The organism is Sphaerisporangium siamense, from assembly GCF_014205275.1.
Classification (GTDB): Bacteria; Actinomycetota; Actinomycetes; order Streptosporangiales; family Streptosporangiaceae; genus Sphaerisporangium; species Sphaerisporangium siamense.
In genome coordinates, this window is sequence record NZ_JACHND010000001.1 from 6,722,819 (window position 1) to 6,737,804 (window position 14,986).

At 73.7% G+C, this 14,986-nt stretch carries 16 protein-coding genes; 9 read left to right on the forward strand and 7 right to left on the reverse strand.

Annotated elements, in window-relative coordinates:
* The first annotated feature begins 226 nt into the window (after positions 1–226).
* From BJ982_RS30710 to BJ982_RS30725, 4 genes are all read left to right on the forward strand, one after another.
* Positions 227–724 (forward strand): TIGR03618 family F420-dependent PPOX class oxidoreductase, encoded by a 498-nt coding sequence (locus tag BJ982_RS30710; protein WP_184885804.1) that lies wholly within the window; start codon positions 227–229, stop codon positions 722–724.
* 103 nt (positions 725–827) lie between these two features.
* The gene (locus BJ982_RS30715; protein WP_184885806.1) at positions 828–1,547 is read left to right on the forward strand and encodes a DsbA family oxidoreductase; all 720 of its coding nucleotides are present in this window, start codon (positions 828–830) and stop codon (positions 1,545–1,547) included.
* The gene (locus BJ982_RS30720) at positions 1,544–2,251 is read left to right on the forward strand and encodes an MBL fold metallo-hydrolase (protein ID WP_184885808.1); all 708 of its coding nucleotides are present in this window, start codon (positions 1,544–1,546) and stop codon (positions 2,249–2,251) included. Before BJ982_RS30715 ends, BJ982_RS30720 begins: the two co-directional genes overlap by 4 nt.
* Positions 2,252–2,486: 235 nt before the next feature.
* Positions 2,487–2,867, forward strand: coding sequence for an effector-associated constant component EACC1 (locus BJ982_RS30725; RefSeq protein WP_184885811.1), 381 nt, complete (start codon positions 2,487–2,489; stop codon positions 2,865–2,867).
* Positions 2,868–2,982: 115 nt separating this feature from the next.
* On the opposite strand, the gene BJ982_RS30730 is transcribed toward BJ982_RS30725, so the two are convergent.
* Together BJ982_RS30730 and BJ982_RS30735 are read right to left on the reverse strand one after the other, a co-directional pair.
* Positions 2,983–3,192, reverse strand: coding sequence for a hypothetical protein (locus BJ982_RS30730; RefSeq protein WP_184885813.1), 210 nt, complete (start codon positions 3,190–3,192; stop codon positions 2,983–2,985).
* A 70-nt stretch (positions 3,193–3,262) separates the two neighbouring features.
* Positions 3,263–3,691 carry a CBS domain-containing protein gene (locus BJ982_RS30735; protein WP_184885815.1) on the reverse strand — a complete coding sequence of 143 codons (429 nt, stop codon included), beginning with the start codon at positions 3,689–3,691 and terminating at the stop codon, positions 3,263–3,265.
* Between the two features lie 181 nt (positions 3,692–3,872).
* Here BJ982_RS30735 and BJ982_RS30740 point away from each other — a divergent pair, with 181 nt between their 5' ends.
* Together BJ982_RS30740 and BJ982_RS40695 are read left to right on the forward strand one after the other, a co-directional pair.
* Positions 3,873–5,267: an aminopeptidase P family protein gene (locus tag BJ982_RS30740; protein ID WP_184885817.1), complete on the forward strand. Its 1,395-nt coding sequence runs from the start codon at positions 3,873–3,875 to the stop codon at positions 5,265–5,267.
* A 224-nt stretch (positions 5,268–5,491) separates the two neighbouring features.
* Positions 5,492–6,775: an amidohydrolase family protein gene (locus BJ982_RS40695; protein ID WP_184885819.1), complete on the forward strand. Its 1,284-nt coding sequence runs from the start codon at positions 5,492–5,494 to the stop codon at positions 6,773–6,775.
* Between the two features lie 46 nt (positions 6,776–6,821).
* Here BJ982_RS40695 and BJ982_RS30750 read toward each other — a convergent pair whose 3' ends face one another.
* The gene (locus tag BJ982_RS30750) at positions 6,822–7,826 is read right to left on the reverse strand and encodes a cation diffusion facilitator family transporter (RefSeq protein WP_184885821.1); all 1,005 of its coding nucleotides are present in this window, start codon (positions 7,824–7,826) and stop codon (positions 6,822–6,824) included.
* Between the two features lie 133 nt (positions 7,827–7,959).
* Between BJ982_RS30750 and BJ982_RS30755 the strand changes: the two genes are divergently transcribed.
* The 3 genes from BJ982_RS30755 to BJ982_RS30765 all read left to right on the forward strand — a co-directional run bounded on the left by BJ982_RS30755 (position 7,960) and on the right by BJ982_RS30765 (position 11,097).
* Entirely contained in the window at positions 7,960–8,454 is a 495-nt protein-coding gene (locus BJ982_RS30755) for a MarR family winged helix-turn-helix transcriptional regulator (protein ID WP_184885823.1), read from the forward strand.
* Positions 8,455–8,529: 75 nt separating this feature from the next.
* Entirely contained in the window at positions 8,530–9,252 is a 723-nt protein-coding gene (locus BJ982_RS30760; RefSeq protein ID WP_239123147.1) for an LppX_LprAFG lipoprotein, read from the forward strand.
* A gap of 3 nt (positions 9,253–9,255) precedes the next feature.
* Positions 9,256–11,097, forward strand: coding sequence for an MFS transporter (locus tag BJ982_RS30765; RefSeq protein WP_260413881.1), 1,842 nt, complete (start codon positions 9,256–9,258; stop codon positions 11,095–11,097).
* Between the two features lie 35 nt (positions 11,098–11,132).
* Here BJ982_RS30765 and der read toward each other — a convergent pair whose 3' ends face one another.
* The 4 genes from der to aroH form a co-directional block, all read right to left on the reverse strand.
* Complete coding sequence (der, locus tag BJ982_RS30770) at positions 11,133–12,557, reverse strand: ribosome biogenesis GTPase Der (RefSeq protein ID WP_184885825.1); 1,425 nt, start codon at positions 12,555–12,557, stop codon at positions 11,133–11,135.
* A 107-nt stretch (positions 12,558–12,664) separates the two neighbouring features.
* The gene (gene cmk / locus BJ982_RS30775) at positions 12,665–13,339 is read right to left on the reverse strand and encodes a (d)CMP kinase (RefSeq protein ID WP_184885827.1); all 675 of its coding nucleotides are present in this window, start codon (positions 13,337–13,339) and stop codon (positions 12,665–12,667) included.
* Between the two features lie 61 nt (positions 13,340–13,400).
* Complete coding sequence (locus tag BJ982_RS30780) at positions 13,401–14,507, reverse strand: prephenate dehydrogenase (protein ID WP_239123156.1); 1,107 nt, start codon at positions 14,505–14,507, stop codon at positions 13,401–13,403.
* Entirely contained in the window at positions 14,504–14,863 is a 360-nt protein-coding gene (gene aroH / locus BJ982_RS30785; RefSeq protein WP_184885829.1) for a chorismate mutase, read from the reverse strand. The genes BJ982_RS30780 and aroH overlap by 4 nt, the downstream gene beginning before the upstream one ends.
* Between the last annotated feature and the right edge of the window lie 123 nt (positions 14,864–14,986).

Consider the following 14,986-nt stretch of genomic DNA (forward strand, 5'->3'; position numbering starts at 1 on the left):
CGTGATCTCACAAGCCGCAGAGACGGCGACGCCCTCGATCGAGTCGGCCTTCCTTGATGCGACCGCGCCCTTCGTCAGGATGTCCCGATTGACGTAACCGGACCGGGGTCCGTATCGTGGTTGACGGATCGGATCACAGTCCGTCCTCAGGGGACAGGTCGGTCACGGTCCCCCTAGGGGACAGTCGGATCACGGTCCACCCCCAGGCGAGCGATCGGGAGGGAAGATGACGGTGCCCGGCGACCCGCGGGTCTCCGCCGAGGAGGGCCTGCGGCTGGTCCGCGCGTACGGCGGCGCGGACAACTGGCTCGCGGTGCTGGTGACCACGCGCCCGGACGGGCAGCCCTCGGTCAGCGTGGTCAACGCGGGCGTGCTGCCGCACCCGCTGACCGGGACGCCTGCCGTCGCGTTCGTCTCGCGCGGCGGCACGGCCAAGCTGGCCAACCTGCGCCGGGACCCGCGCGCCACCCTGGTCTTCCGCGCCGGGTGGGAATGGGTCGCCGTCCGCGGCCCCGCCGAGCTGGCCGGACCGGACGATCCCCTGGCCGGACTGGACGCCGATCGCGTGCCCGGGCTGCTGCGCGACATCTACCACGCGGCCGGCGGCGAGCATCCCGACCTGGAGGAGTACGACCGGGCGATGGCCGCCGACCGGCGCACCGCCGTGCTGCTGCGCCCGGACCGGTTCACCACCAACCCGCGCGGCGCCGAACACCAGGAGTGAGAATGACGATCGCCCACGACCGGCCCCCGCGGCGCCGGGGCAGAGGAGCTGGAATGACGCCACCCCAGGACCGGCCCTCGCGGCGCCGGGCAGAGGAGCAGGGATGACGCCCCCCGGCGATGTCCCTGGCGATGTCCCCGCCGTGCCGCCCGTGCGGAGCGGCACGATCCAGGTCTGGTCGGACCTGCTGTGCCCGTTCGCCTACGTCGGCCTGCTGCGCCTGCGCCGGGCCCGCGAGCGCCTCGGGCTGAGCGCGGCCGTCCGGCTGGAGCACCGGACGTTCCCCCTCGAACTGTTCAACGGCCCCCACCCCCGACGCGGCACCGACACCGAGGCCGTCGGGCTCGGCCAGATCGAGCCCGCGGCGGAGTTCCGCGTCTGGACCGCCGACGAGGCCCTCTACCCCCACACCGTCCTGCTCGCCGCCGAGGCCGTGCACGCCGCGAGCGCGCAGGGCCCGCACGCCGGGGAAGAGCTCGACCTGGCGCTGCGCCGGGCGTTCTGGACCCGTTCCCGGTCGATCAGCCACCGCCAGGTCATCCTCGACGTGGCGGGCGAGCTGCCGGACGGCGTGATCGACGTGGCGGCGCTGGCCGCCGCGCTGGACGACGGGCGGCACCGGTCCGCCGTCATGGCCGACTTCGCGGTCGCGCGGACCGACGCCGTCTCGGCCAGCCCCACCTTCCGGCTCGCCGACGGCACGGCGGTCGCCAATCCCGGCATCGCGGTCCGCTGGGAGGGCCCGTGGGCGTCGGGCTACCCGGTCGTGGAGTCCCATGACCCGGACGTGTACGACGACCTGCTCAAGCGCGCCACCTCGTGAAGGCGGCCACCGAGGCCGTTCTGCGGCGCGTCGTCGTCGGCGTGCTGGACACCAACTGCTGGGTCCTGCACGCCCGCGGCGACCGCCGCGCCCTGGTCGTGGACCCCGGGGACGAGCCGGGCCGCGTGCTGGCCGCCGTCGCGGACCTCGACGTGGTGGCCGTCCTGCTGACCCACGCCCACTTCGACCACGTGCTCGCGGCCCCGGATGTGGCCGGATCCCTCGGCGTTCCCGTCCTCGCGCACCCGGCCGAGGCGCCGGTCTGGCCGCACGAGATCGAGACCGCGCGCCGCGCCGGGCACTGGGACGCGGGCACCGCCACGGCCGACCTGCTGGCCCGCGATCCCGCCCTGCTGGCCTTCTCGGCGGGCGCGGCCCGCTGGGACGGCGCGTACACGCCGGTCGCCGACGGCGAGGTGCTCACGGTGGGGCCACTGGAGGTCACGGCCCTGCACACCCCCGGCCACACCCCGGGCGGCCTGACCCTCTCGGTGGACGGCCACCTGCTCACCGGCGACACCCTGTTCCCCGGCGGCCCCGGCCTGACCGGCCCCGCCCTCTCGGACTTCCCGGCCATCATCGACTCCGTCCGGCGGCTCCTGACCTGGCCGGGCCCGACACGGATCCACCCCGGCCACGGCCCGGACACCACCGTCGCGGCCGAACGCCCGCACCTGGACAGCTGGATCGCCCGCGGCTGGTAAGCCCAGACCCACGGACGGCAGGACCCGCCGCCGGCATGGCCAGGCGCGTTTCCTCGTCGGCGGGGACGACGGGCATTTCGTCCACCCCCTTATTCCGGCGGTACACCCTGTTATTCCGCCTTTTACGGCGGACGCCGGTTCATCGGGTGACCAGATCGATATCCCGAATCCGCCATCCTGACCACGCCTTCCCCCGTCACAATGACGAAGCGCCGACGGGAGGAAACCCAGGGACATGAGCTTCATCGTCGAGGTCGAGACCGGCGACGCCGGTCATCTCCGCGACCTGCACGCGTGGACGGGCCGGCAACCCGCGCTCCGAGGTCTGACCCGCATCATCGCGGCAGCGCCCGCACCGGGCAGGCTCGGCCCGGTCCCGGAGATCCTCCAGGTCGTCGTGGGCTCGGGCGGCGCGCTCGCCGGACTGTCGGGCATGGTGATCGCCTGGCTCAATGCGCGCCCGGGTGAGGTGACGGTCAAACTGACCCGCGGCGAGGACCATCTGGAGATCACCAGCAAGTGCGTGAGATCCCTGTCGCCCGAAGAACTGCGCACGCTCGTCATTCAGGTTTCGGAAACCCTTGACGGTAGCCGAAAAATCGCTGGTGGCCGATAACCGGCAAATCCGAATATTGTCGCCAAAGGCCGGCAGGGCCCTCATCCCCGGCTCAGGCACGTACGGCCCCGGTCACGCCTCACTCCCCTGCCCGCCGTCCGGGCGACCGTCGGGCTCAGACGAGACGCTCCGGGCGGTCCTCACGGATCCAGGTGACGCCGTCGAGGCGGGCCAGGGCCTTGGCCGCCTCGGGGGAAGGGACGACCACGACGACGCGGGCGGGTGGGAGTTCGCGGATGAGTACCGCGCCCGGGACGGTGGTCAGGTGGGCGCGGAAGTCGGGCATCGGGATGGAGATGCCGACGATGAAGGCGGTTCTGGTCACCGCGTGGTCCTTCATCTCGCGGCCTCGCGGGTTCTCGGGAGGCCGGTCGGCGGGGTCGACGGGGCGGAAATCAGCCGTGGAGGTAGTCGACGAGGTGGGCTTTCTCGGCTTCCAGCTCCTCGATGGCGCTCTTGACGACGTCGCCGATGCTGACGATCCCGGCGAGGCGGCCGTCGCTGACCACGGGGACGTGGCGGATGCGGTGGTCGGTCATGGTCTTGCGCAGGTCGCCGGCGTCGGCGTCGGGCTCGCACGTGCGGACGGGGGTGGTCATGATGGCGGACACGGGCTCGGCGAGGACCTCGGGGCCGTTCTGGTGGAGGCGGCGCACGACGTCGCGTTCGGAGACGATGCCGAGGATGGACATGCCGTCCTCCGACACCACCACGGCGCCGATGTTGTGGTCGGAGAGGGTGGCCAGCAGTTCCGTCACCGTGGCCTGGGGGCGGACGGTGGCCACCGTGCTTCCTTTGCGCCGTAGGATCGCGCTGATGAGCATCGACATCACCTCGTGACGCTGGGGAACGCGGAGAGTACCTCTGACTTCCCCACCTGATGTCATCGTTAAGCGCGCGGGGCGGTAAAGCCGGCGGCATAAGGGGGACCCAAATCCGGGGCTCTTCCCGGAATGCCCGCGATGAGTAAAATGCCACATACCACCGTCTCCCTCAAGGACTGCGATGAGCGATCAGCTGAACACCGGCAGCCACGACCTGCCCTTCTCCGATGCTCTGGCCGCGTTCATGACCACCGGGTGGCAGGAGAGCGAGACCACCCACGCCCCGCTCCCCCTCGCCGCCTACACCGCCAAGCGGCGCGCCGCCCTGGCCCAGCGGTTCCCCGGCGAACGGCTCGTCATCCCCTCGGGCACGCTCAAGGTGCGCAGCAACGACTCCGACCACCGCTTCCGCCCGCACAGCGCGTTCTCCTACCTCACCGCCGGGCGCGAGCCGGACGACGTGCTCGTCGTCGCCCCGGACGGCCACGCGACGCTGTTCACCCGCCCCCGCTCGCCGCGCTCCGCCGACGGCGCGGCCGGGCAGGAGTTCTACCGCGACCGCAGGTACGGCGAGTTCTGGGTCGGCGCGCGCCCCACCCTCGCCGAGGCCGAGGCGCTCTACCAGATCGAGTGCGCGCCGATCGGCCGCCTGCCGGAAGCGCTGACCGGGCCCGCGCGGGTGCTGCGCGGCGTGGACGACTCCGTGGACGCCCGGGTGACGCCGCACGAGGGCGACGACGAGCTGGCCGCGTTCCTGTCGGAGATGCGCCTGATCAAGGACGAGTGGGAGGTCGCCGAGCTGCAGCACGCCGTGGACGCGTCGGTCCGTGGCTTCGAGGACGTCGTGCGCGCCCTGCCCCGCGCGCTCGCCCACCCGCGCGGCGAGCGCTACGTCGAGGGCGTGTTCGGGCTGCGGGCCCGGCTGGAGGGCAACGCGACCGGCTACGAGACCATCGCCGCCTCCGGCGCGCACGCCTGCGTACTGCACTGGATCCGCAACGACGGGCGGCTGAACCGGGACGAGCTGCTGCTGCTCGACGCGGGCGTGGAGACCGACGACCTCTACACCGCCGACATCACCCGCACCCTGCCGCTGTCCGGCCGGTTCAGCCCGGTGCAGCGGCAGGTGTACGAGCTGGTGCACGCGGCGCAGGACGCCGGCATCGCGGCGCTGCGGCCGGGCGCGCGCTTCCGCGACTTCCACCGGGCCGCGATGGCGGTGATCTCCGAGGGGTTGCGCGAGTGGGGCGTGCTGCCGCACGCGGACGGCGACCTGCACCGGCGCTACACGCTGTGCAGCAGCGGGCACATGCTCGGCCTGGACGTCCACGACTGCGCCAAGGCCCGCGCCTCGGCGTACATGGACGGCGTGCTGGAGGCGGGCCAGGTGCTCACGGTGGAGCCGGGCCTGTACCTGCAGCCGGACGACCTGACGCTGCCGCCGGAGCTGCGCGGCATCGGCGTGCGCATCGAGGACGACCTGGTGATCACCGAGCACGGCGCCCGGCTGATGTCGGCCGGCCTGCCGCGCCACCCGGACGAGGTCGAGTCCTGGATGGCCTCCCTGGCCGGCTGAGCGGACGCGGGGACCGGGACGCCGTCCGCGCCCGGTCCCCGCCTGTTCGCGGGAGTTCACCCGGCGGCTACGGGGCGGCCGTACGGGCCGTGGCCGCGTCGGCGTGTCGGCCCGGCTAATGATCAAATAGCCGTTAACCTGGGCTTTTCGTGAACTCCTTACAGCAATCGCTTCTGTCGCAGAGTGCGGCCCCCGACGGCCCTCTCGCCCTGACCGGGGTCACAGTGGTCGACACGACCGGAGGGCCGTCCCTACCGGGCACGACCGTCGTCGTGGCGGACGGCCGCATCGCCGCGGTGGACGCGCGGCCCCCGCTCCCGCCCGGCACGCGCGTGGTGGACGCGCCCGGCGCGCACGTCATCCCGGGCCTGTGGGACATGCACGTCCACGTGTTCGACGAGACCCGCCTGCCCCTGTTCCTCGCCAACGGCGTCACCGGCATCCGTCACATGGGCATGGCGCCCGTCCACACCGAGTGGCGCGACCGGCTCACCCGGGGCGAGCTGCTCGCCCCGCGCACGGTGGTCGCCGGCCGCATCATCGACGGCCCGAACCCGATGCGGCCGAACTCGATCGCGGCCGGCACCGAGCGGGAGGCCAGGGAGGCGGTGCGGATGAGCGTGGACGACGGCGCCGACTTCCTCAAGGTCTACAGCCTCCTGCCCCGGGACGCCTACTTCGCGCTCGCCGACGAGGCCGCGCGGCTCGGCGTCACGTTCGCCGGGCACGTGCCGTTCGGGGTCACGGCCACCGAGGCGGCCTCCGCCGGGCAGCGCAGCATCGAACACCTGGAAGGGATCTTCCTGGACACCTCGGCGCGGGCGGCCGAGCTGCGCGGCGAGGTCGCCGCGATCGACGGCACGGACATGGCCGCCATCTTCCGGATCTTCTCCGAGGTGCTCCCCGCCGCGGCCGCCTCCGCCGACCCGGCGCGGGCCGCCGCGCTCTTCGACACCTTCGCCAGGAACGAGACCTGGCACGTCCCGACGCTGTCCGCGCTCCAGGCGATGGCCTTCGCGGGCGGCGACGACTTCCCTCTTGAGAGCTACCTGCCCTACGTCGAGCCCGGCCTGCGGGACGCGTGGAGTTCGCACCGGGCGTGGGGCGGCGACCCGGAGCGGCGGGCGCGCAACCGCGACCAGTTCGACCGCCAGCTCGGGGTGACCGCCGGCCTGCACGAGGCCGGGGTGGACCTGCTGGCGGGCACCGACACCTTCGTGCCCGGGTTCAGCCTGCACGACGAGCTGGAGCTGCTGGTCCACGCGGGCCTGACGCCGCTCGCGGCGCTCCGCGCGGCCACCTGGAACCCGGCCCGCTTCCTGGGGGTCACCGACGCCTTCGGCAGCGTCGAGGTGGGCAAGGCCGCCGATCTGCTCGTCCTGGACGGCGACCCGCTCCGCGAGATCGGCAGCACGCGGAAGATCCGGGCGCTGGTCCACGGCGGCAGGCTCTTCGACCGCGCGGAGCTGGACGGCATGGCGTCCGGCTTCGGCGACGAGCAGGCGTGACCGGGAAGGCCGTCCCGGGACACCGGTGAGGCCGGCGCGGCGCCGGTCAGATCTCCCCGCCCCCGAGCGGCGGGGAGGCCGTGCCGGCGGCGCGGGCGGTGACGCGGCCGGGCGTGGGGTCGAGGAAGACGTGGCTGACCCGGGGGAAACGCTCCATCAGGTGGCTCTCCATGCGGTCGGACGCCGCCTCCAGCCGCGCGCCCGTGCACTCGTCCACGAAGTCCACCTTCGCGGCGACCAGCACGTCGTTGGGGCCGAGCATCATCGTCAGCAGCTCGACGACCTGGCTGACCTCGTCGTGGGAGATCAGCTCGTCCTCGATCGCCTCGCGCAGCCGGGGCGAGGCCGCCTGGCCGATCAGCAGCGAGGCGTTGGCCCGGATCAGGTGGAGCGCGACGCCGAGCAGCAGCAGGCCGATCACCACCGAGGCCAGGCCGTCCCACAGCGCCGAACCGGTGAACCAGGCCCCGGCCAGGCCGAGCGCCGCGATCAGGATGCCGGCCAGCGCCGCGGCGTCCTCGAACACCACGGCCTTGACGGCGGTGTCGGCGGTCTGGGCGACGTACCGGCGCGGTGTGACGCGCAGGCGGCGCGCCTCGCCGCGCACCTGGTGCAGGGCCCGCAGGAACGAGACCCCCTCCAGGACGAACGAGACGGCGAGGACGGCGAAGGAGACGCGCAGGTCGCCGAGCTCCTCGCCGTCCCTGATCGTCTGCACGCCGTGCGTCATCGAGAACCCGGCGCCGATGACGAGCGTGGCCCCGGCGGCCATGAGGGCCCAGAAGAACCCGGCCTTGCCGTAACCGAAGGGGTGGCGGGGGTCGGCGGGCTTCTCGGCGCGCCGCACCGACAGCAGCAGGAGGATCTCGGTCACGGTGTCGGCGGCCGAGTGGGCCGCCTCCGACAGCATCGCGGAGGAGCCGCTGAGCAGCCCGGCCACGAGCTTGGCCACCGCGATCGCCAGGTTGACACCGGCGGCCACCAGGACGGTGAGGAAGCTTTCCCTGGCGCCGTTCCGCCGCGTCGTGCCGGCGGTCTGTCCTTCACTCATTTCGCCGCTTCTTCCCCGCGCTGACCTTCACTATCGGTTCGGCGCGGAAAAGCTCGTCCATCAGTCACAATGGGGTAAGCAGCGCACCACCCACCGCACTTCGTTCCGCGGAGTCCCGAGAGATAGATCACCTATGAGCACGGCGGAATCCGACGAACTCGACCCCCACTGGCTGAGCAGCGGTGAGCAGCGTGCCTGGCGGGCTCACCTGTCCGCGCACAAGCTCCTCGAACACCGGCTCGACCGCGAGCTCCAGGAGTTCGGGCTGTCGATCAACGACTACGAGATCCTGGTCAACCTGTCGGAGAGCCCCGGGCACCGCATGCGCATGAGCGACCTGGCCGAGGCGACCATCCAGTCCAGGAGCCGCCTGTCGCACCAGATCGCCCGCATGGAGGCGTCCTCCCTGGTCTGCCGCGAGAGCTGCGCCGACGACCGGCGCGGCACGTTCGCCGTGCTCACCGAGCACGGCTGGGAGACGATCCAGCGGGTCGCCCCCACGCACGTCGCCAACGTCCGCTACCACTTCATCGACCGGCTCGCCCCCGAGCTGATCGGCGCCCTGGAGGCCGCTTACGCCCCGGTCGTGGCGCATCTGCTGAAGCTGCGGGCCGAGGAGCGCGCCTAGCGGTCCTGGAGCGATCCCGAACCGATACCCGCGAACGGGGCTGCGGACCCGGGAATGGTGGCTAGCATCCCGGCTGTGTCGAACAGGTCCGCTGAATCGCCGATGCCGCCCGCAGCGGGGCGGCGCACCCCTCGCGTCCGCACGCTCGTGACGTTGCTGGCCGCGCTCTGCCTGGCCGCCGCCTGCTCGTCGCAGGGCGAGCTGCCCGCCGGTCCCGATCTCATGAAGAAGTCCGCCGAGGCCATGCGGTCGGTCAAGAGCGTGGCGTTCGCGATCACCACCGAGGGCAAGCCGCCCGTCCCGCTCAAGCGCGCCGAGGGCTCGTTGATCACCAAGGGGGACGCCAAGGGGACCGTCCAGATCGAGGTGCTCGGCATGTTGCAGGAACTGGCGTTCGTGCTGACCGGCGACACCGTCTACTTCAAGGGCCCCACCGGCGGGTACCAGACCATGACCCGCGCGCAGCTCGCGCAGCTCTACGACCCGTCGGCCATCCTCGACCCGGACAAGGGGGTGGCGCGACTGCTGTCCGGCGCGACCGGGGCCACCACCGAGGCCGCGGAGGACGTCGAGGGTTCGCGCGCCTACCGGGTCGCGGCCACGCTGCCCCGGGAGGTCGTCACCGCCGTGGTGCCCGGGGTGCGGCAGGAGGTCAAGGGCACGTTGTGGGTGGACATGGCGAGCGGCCGGCTGGTGAAGGCGAGCCTGCCGATCTCCGAGGGGGCGAACTCCGGCACGGTCCTGGTCACGCTGACCGACTACGACGCGCCGGTCACGATCGCCACGCCGGCGCCGTAGCCGATGGCCGGTCCCTCCGCACCGGGCGGCGTCCCGCACGACGCCGCCCGCCCCTCCAGCGGCCCGCCCCCGCACGACGGCACGCCTCTGCACGACGGTCCGCCCCCGAAAGACGGTCCGCCCCCGCAGGACGGCATGCGCTCGCGGGACGGCATGCGCTCGCGGGACGGCATGCGCTCGCACGATGGTCCGCCCCTGCCGAGTGAGTCCCCCACGCAGGGTGAGCTGTCCCCGCAGGGTGACCCGACGCCTCGGGGCGGCTTCCCGTCACGGGCCGTGACCCGGCGCGCGGCGCTCGGGGTGGGCGGGGCGGCGGTGCTGCTCGCCGCCCTGGACGCCTACGTCGTGGTCACCGTCCTGGTGGACATCGCCACGGACGCCGGGGTGCCCGTCAACCACCTGGAGCGCGTCACCCCGGTCGTCACCGGCTTCCTGCTCGGGTACGTCGCCGCGATGCCGCTGCTCGGCCGCCTGTCGGACCGCTACGGCCGCAGGCCGCTCGTCCAGGCGTGCCTGGCGGGCTTCGCGGCGGGCTCGGCGGTGACGGCGCTGGCCGGCTCGATCCCCCTGCTGACGGCGGGCCGCACGCTGCAGGGCATCGCCGGGGGCGCGCTGCTGCCGATCACCATGGCGCTGATCGGCGACCTGTGGGACGAGCGCGCCCGGCCGATCGCGCTCGGCGCCGTCGGCGCGGCCCAGGAGCTCGGCAGCGTCCTCGGCCCCCTGTACGGCGCCGGGGTCGCCGCGGCGGTCGGCTGGCGCGGCATCTTCTGGATCAATATCCCGCTGGCCCTGCTCGCCGCCGTGGCCGTCCACCGGACGCTGCCCCGGACCGGCCCCGGGTCCGGCGTCAGGACCGGCCCCGCAACCGGCGCCGAGACCGGCGTGGGGAACGGCATTGCGACCGGCGCTGGGACCGGCCGGCGCGACGCGGGCCGCGTCCGGATCGACGTGGTCGGGGGACTGCTGCTGGCGCTGGCCCTCGGCCTGCTCGTGGCCGGGCTCTACAACCCCGAGCCGGACAAGGCCGCGCTGCCCGCGTGGGGCCCGCCGGCCATCGGGGCGGGCCTGGCTGTGGGCGTGGCGTTCGTGCTGTGGGAGCGGCGCACCCCGGCCCGGCTGCTGGACATGAGCGGCGTGCGCCGCCTGCCGTTCTCCGGCGCCCTGGTGACGAGCTTCCTCGCCGGGGCCGCGCTGCTGGTGACGCTGGTGAACGCGCAGCTCGTCGCGCAGACCCTGCTCGGCAGGGACGCCGTGGGCGGGGCGCTGGTGCTGTCGAGGTTCCTGGTCGCGCTGGCCGTGACGGCGTTCGCGGGCGGCCCGCTGGTCCGCCGCTTCGGCGAGCGGGCCGTGGCCGTGTCCGGGATGGCGGTGGCCGCCGCCGGGTACGCCCTGATCTCGCAGTGGCCGGTGGCGCTCGCCGACGCCCACTATCCCCTGGGCCTGGCCCGCACCGACGTGGACCTGGCCGTCGCCGGGCTCGGCCTGGGCCTGGTGATCGCGCCGGTGTCCTCGGCCGTGCTGCGCCTGAGCCCGGCCGACCGGCACGGGCTGGTCTCGGCCGCGGTGGTGGTGGCCCGCATGATGGGCATGCTGCTCGGCGTCGCCGCGCTGTCGGCGTGGGGGTTCCACCGCTTCCAGTCGCTGACGGCCGACCTGGACACGCCGCTGCCGTTCGGCGTGGAGCCCGCCGAGTACGCCCGCCGCCTGGCCGCCTACACCGCCGAGGTCACCCGGGCGCTGCATCAGGAGTACACCGAGATCTTCCTGCTGACGGCGATCGTCTGCGCGGCCGGAGCGCTCGCCGCGCTCACCCTGCCCGGACGGCGGCGCGAACGGTCGTGAGCCCGCGCCCCCCTTCGCGGGGGGGCGCGGCGGCGTCACTTCTTCTTCGCGGCGCCCCGCTTGTCGCGGATCCTCATGGTGACCTCCAGCGGGGAGCCCGCGAAGCCGAACTCCTCGCGGATGCGGCGTTCCAGGAAGCGCCGGTAGGTCTCCTCCAGGAAGCCGGAGGTGAACAGCACGAACTTGGGCGGCTCGGTCGACGCCTGCGTCGCGAAGAGGACCTTGGGCTGCTTGCCGCCGCGCACGGGCGGCGGCGTGGCCGCGATCAGCTCCGACAGGAAGGCGTTGAGCCGGGCGGTGGGGACGCGGGTCGTCCACGACTCCAGGGCGCGCTCGATCGCCGGGACGAGGCGGTCGATGTGCCGGCCGGTCTTGGCGGAGATGTTCACGCGCAGCGCCCACGGCACGCGGACGAGCTGGCGGTCGATCTCTTTCTCCAGGTAGTACCGGCGGTCCTCGTCCACCAGGTCCCACTTGTTGAACGCCACCACCATGGCGCGCCCGGACTCGATCACCATGCTGATGATGCGCAGGTCCTGCTCGGTGAGGACGTCGGAGGCGTCGATGAGCACGACGGCGACCTCCGACCGCTCCAGCGCGGCCTTGGTGCGCATGCCCGCGTAGAAGTCGGCGCCCTGGAGCTGGCGCTCCCGGCGGCGGATGCCCGCGGTGTCGACGAAACGCCAGGTCTTGCCGCCCAGTTCGACCAGTTCGTCCACCGGGTCACGGGTGGTGCCCGCCATGGGGTCGACCAGCACGCGCTCCTCACCCGCGAGCTTGTTGAGCAGCGACGACTTACCGACGTTCGGCTTGCCGACCAGGGCGATCCTGCGCGGGCCGCGCTCGGCGGCGAACCGCTGCGGCGGCGCCTCGGGCATCTTGTCCAGCAGGACGTCCAGCAGGTCGCCGCTGGAGCGGCCGTGCAGGGCCGAGACGGGCTGCGGCTCGCCGAGGCCGAGCGACCACAGCGCCGAGGCCTCCAGCTCATGCCGCTGGTCGTCCACCTTGTTGGCGGCCAGCACGAGCGGCTTGCCCGAGCGGCGCAGCACCGAGGCCACGGTCTCGTCGGCGTCGGTCACCCCGACCGTGGCGTCCACCACGAACAGGATCACGTCGGCCAGCTCGACCGCGACCTGGGCCTGCTCGGCGATGCGCAGCCCCATGCCGGTGGCCTCGGGGTCCCAGCCGCCGGTGTCGACCAGCGTGAACCTGCGGCCCCGCCAGACCCCTTCGTAGGTCACGCGGTCGCGCGTGACGCCGGGGACGTCCTCGACGACGGCCTCACGGCGCCCGATGATGCGGTTGACCAGCGTGGACTTGCCCACGTTGGGACGGCCCACCACGGCGACGACCGGCAGGGGGCCGGAATCCGGCTCCGCCTCCGGCGTGGCGCCGTCCTCCTCGAATTCGGCGAGGTGGGCGGCGATCCAGCCGCCCTCGTCCTCGTACTCCCCCGTCACGTCACGTCACGTCCGTTCCGTTGTTTCTCGGCGCAGTTCTGCGCAGTCCTCGGCACACCGGTTCCGGCGGGCCGGGACGCCCTGACGGGGCCCGCGCGGGCCACGGGTCAGGTGCGCTCCTTCACAAGTCGCAGCACCTCGGAGATGACCTCGTCCAGGTTGAGCTCCGTGGTGTCCAGTTCGACCGCGTCGGCCGCCATCACCAGAGGGTCGGCCTTGCGGGTGGAGTCGAAGGTGTCGCGCCTGGCCATCGCCAGGCGCTGCGCCTCGACCGTCGTGCCGGTGAGCTCGGCGCTGCGGCGCCGGGCGCGGGCCTCCGGGCTCGCCGTCAGGTAGACCTTGACCGGCGCGCCGGGGGCGACGACCGAGCCGATGTCACGCCCCTCCACGACGATGTCGCCGTCGCCGATGAGGGCGCGCTGCTCGGCGACCAGCCGGGCGCGGACCTCGGGGACGGCGCTCACCGCGGACACCGCGGAGGTGACCTCGTGGGTGCGGATCTCGGCGGACACCTCGCGCCCGTCCACCGTGACGCCGGGGGCGTCGGGGTCGGTGGCGATGGTGAGCACCGGCTCGGCGGCGCGGGCGGCCACGGCCGCCGGGTCGCCGATCTCGACGCCGTGCTCCAGCATCCACCAGGTGATCGCACGGTACATCGCCCCGGTGTCGAGATAGCGAAGCCCGAGCGCGCGCGCGACCCCGCGCGAGGCGCTCGACTTGCCCGACCCCGAAGGACCGTCCATGGCGACGACCAGTGCGGTCACGGCATCTCCCTCCGCCATCCCGATTGAGTTGTCCGCAACGAGGGTACCGGGAATCGTCCGCCACCCGGGCATCGACGGCCTAGGGCACGTGCCAGCCGTGCGCGCGCAGCGCCTCGGCCAGCGCCCCGGCCGCCTCGGGCTGCACCGACAGCTCGGCGGCGCCCAGCGGGAGGCCCGGGGCGTGCTCCAGGCGGACGTCCTCGATGTTGACCCCGGCGTCCCTGGCCACCTGGAACAGGCGGGCCAGCTCGCCGGGACGGTCGCCGACCAGCACCTGCACCACGGCGTACGACCTCGGGGGGCCGCCGTGCTTGCCGGGGATCCTGCTCTGGCCGGCGTTGCCGCGCCGCAACAGGTCGGTGACCTGGCCGATCGCCGGGGCCCCCTGGGCGGAGTCGCCCACCGCGACCTCCCGGAGGGCCCGCGCGGCCTCGTTCAGGTCGGCGGCCACCGCCTCCAGGACCTCGGCCACCGGGCGGGCGTTGCCCGACAGGATCACCGTCCACAGCCCGGGGTCGCCCCCGGCGACGCGCGTCACGTCCCGCACGCCCGGCCCCGCCAGGCCGAGCGCCGTCTCCGACGCCTCGGCCAGCCGGGCCGCGACCGCGGACGCGGCGACGTGCGGGGCGTGGGAGACCAGGGCCACGGCCTCGTCGTGCGCGGACGGCTCGACCGGGACGGGGTTGGCGCCGCACAGGCCGATCAGCGACAGCACCGCCGCGACCGCCTCGGGCGCCGATTCGGCCGCCGGGCAGTACGCCCACGGGCGGCCGAGGAAGATGTCGGCGCGCGCCGCCGCCGGGCCGGAGCGCTCGCGCCCGGCGAGCGGGTGCCCGGCGACGTAGCTGGACATGTCGCAGCCGAGCGCGGCCGCCTGGGCGATCGGCAGGGCCTTGACGCTGGCCACGTCGGTGTAGAACCGGGCGGCGCCGGTCTTCTGCAGGTCGAGCAGCCACTGGGCCACGTACTGCGGCGGCACGGCGATCACCGCCAGGTCGGCGGGCGGGCCGTCCTTGGACCACGGAGCGCCCGCGCCGAGTTCGCTGGCCAGCCGCACGGCCGCGGGGTCGCGGTCGGCGAGCGCGACCGTCACCCCGTGCTCGCGCAGCGCGAGGGCGACGGACGTGCCGATCAGGCCCGTGCCGACGATCAGCGCGGTCTCGACGGCCCGGGGCTCGGCGTTCACTGCGCGATGTCCACCCTCAGCGCGGCCGCGCCCTTGAGGTAGACGTGCTGGATCTCCTGCCGGGGCTTGGCCGTCTCGATGTGGGCCATCAGGCGCACCACGCGGGGCAGCGCGCTCGGCACGTCGATCTCGCTCGCGCAGATCAGCGGCACGTCGTGGAAGCCGAGCTTGCGCGCGGCCAGGGCCGGGAACTCGGAGGTGAGGTCCGGCGTGGCGGTGAAGATCACGCTGATCACGTCGTCGGTGGTCAGGGCGTTGCGCGCCATGACCTCGGTGACCAGCTCGGTCACCCCCGCCAGGATGGCCTCCCGTGTGTCGGCCTCGACCTGGACGGCGCCCCGGACCGCGCGCACCATGGCAAATTCCTTTCACCTACCGCCGCGCCCGCTCGGCGGGCCTGAACCGGCCCCGGGAAGGCCCGGGCGGCCGGGGACGTCCCCGGCGTGCCCGGTGATTCCCGGCAGGCCTCACCTTCCCGA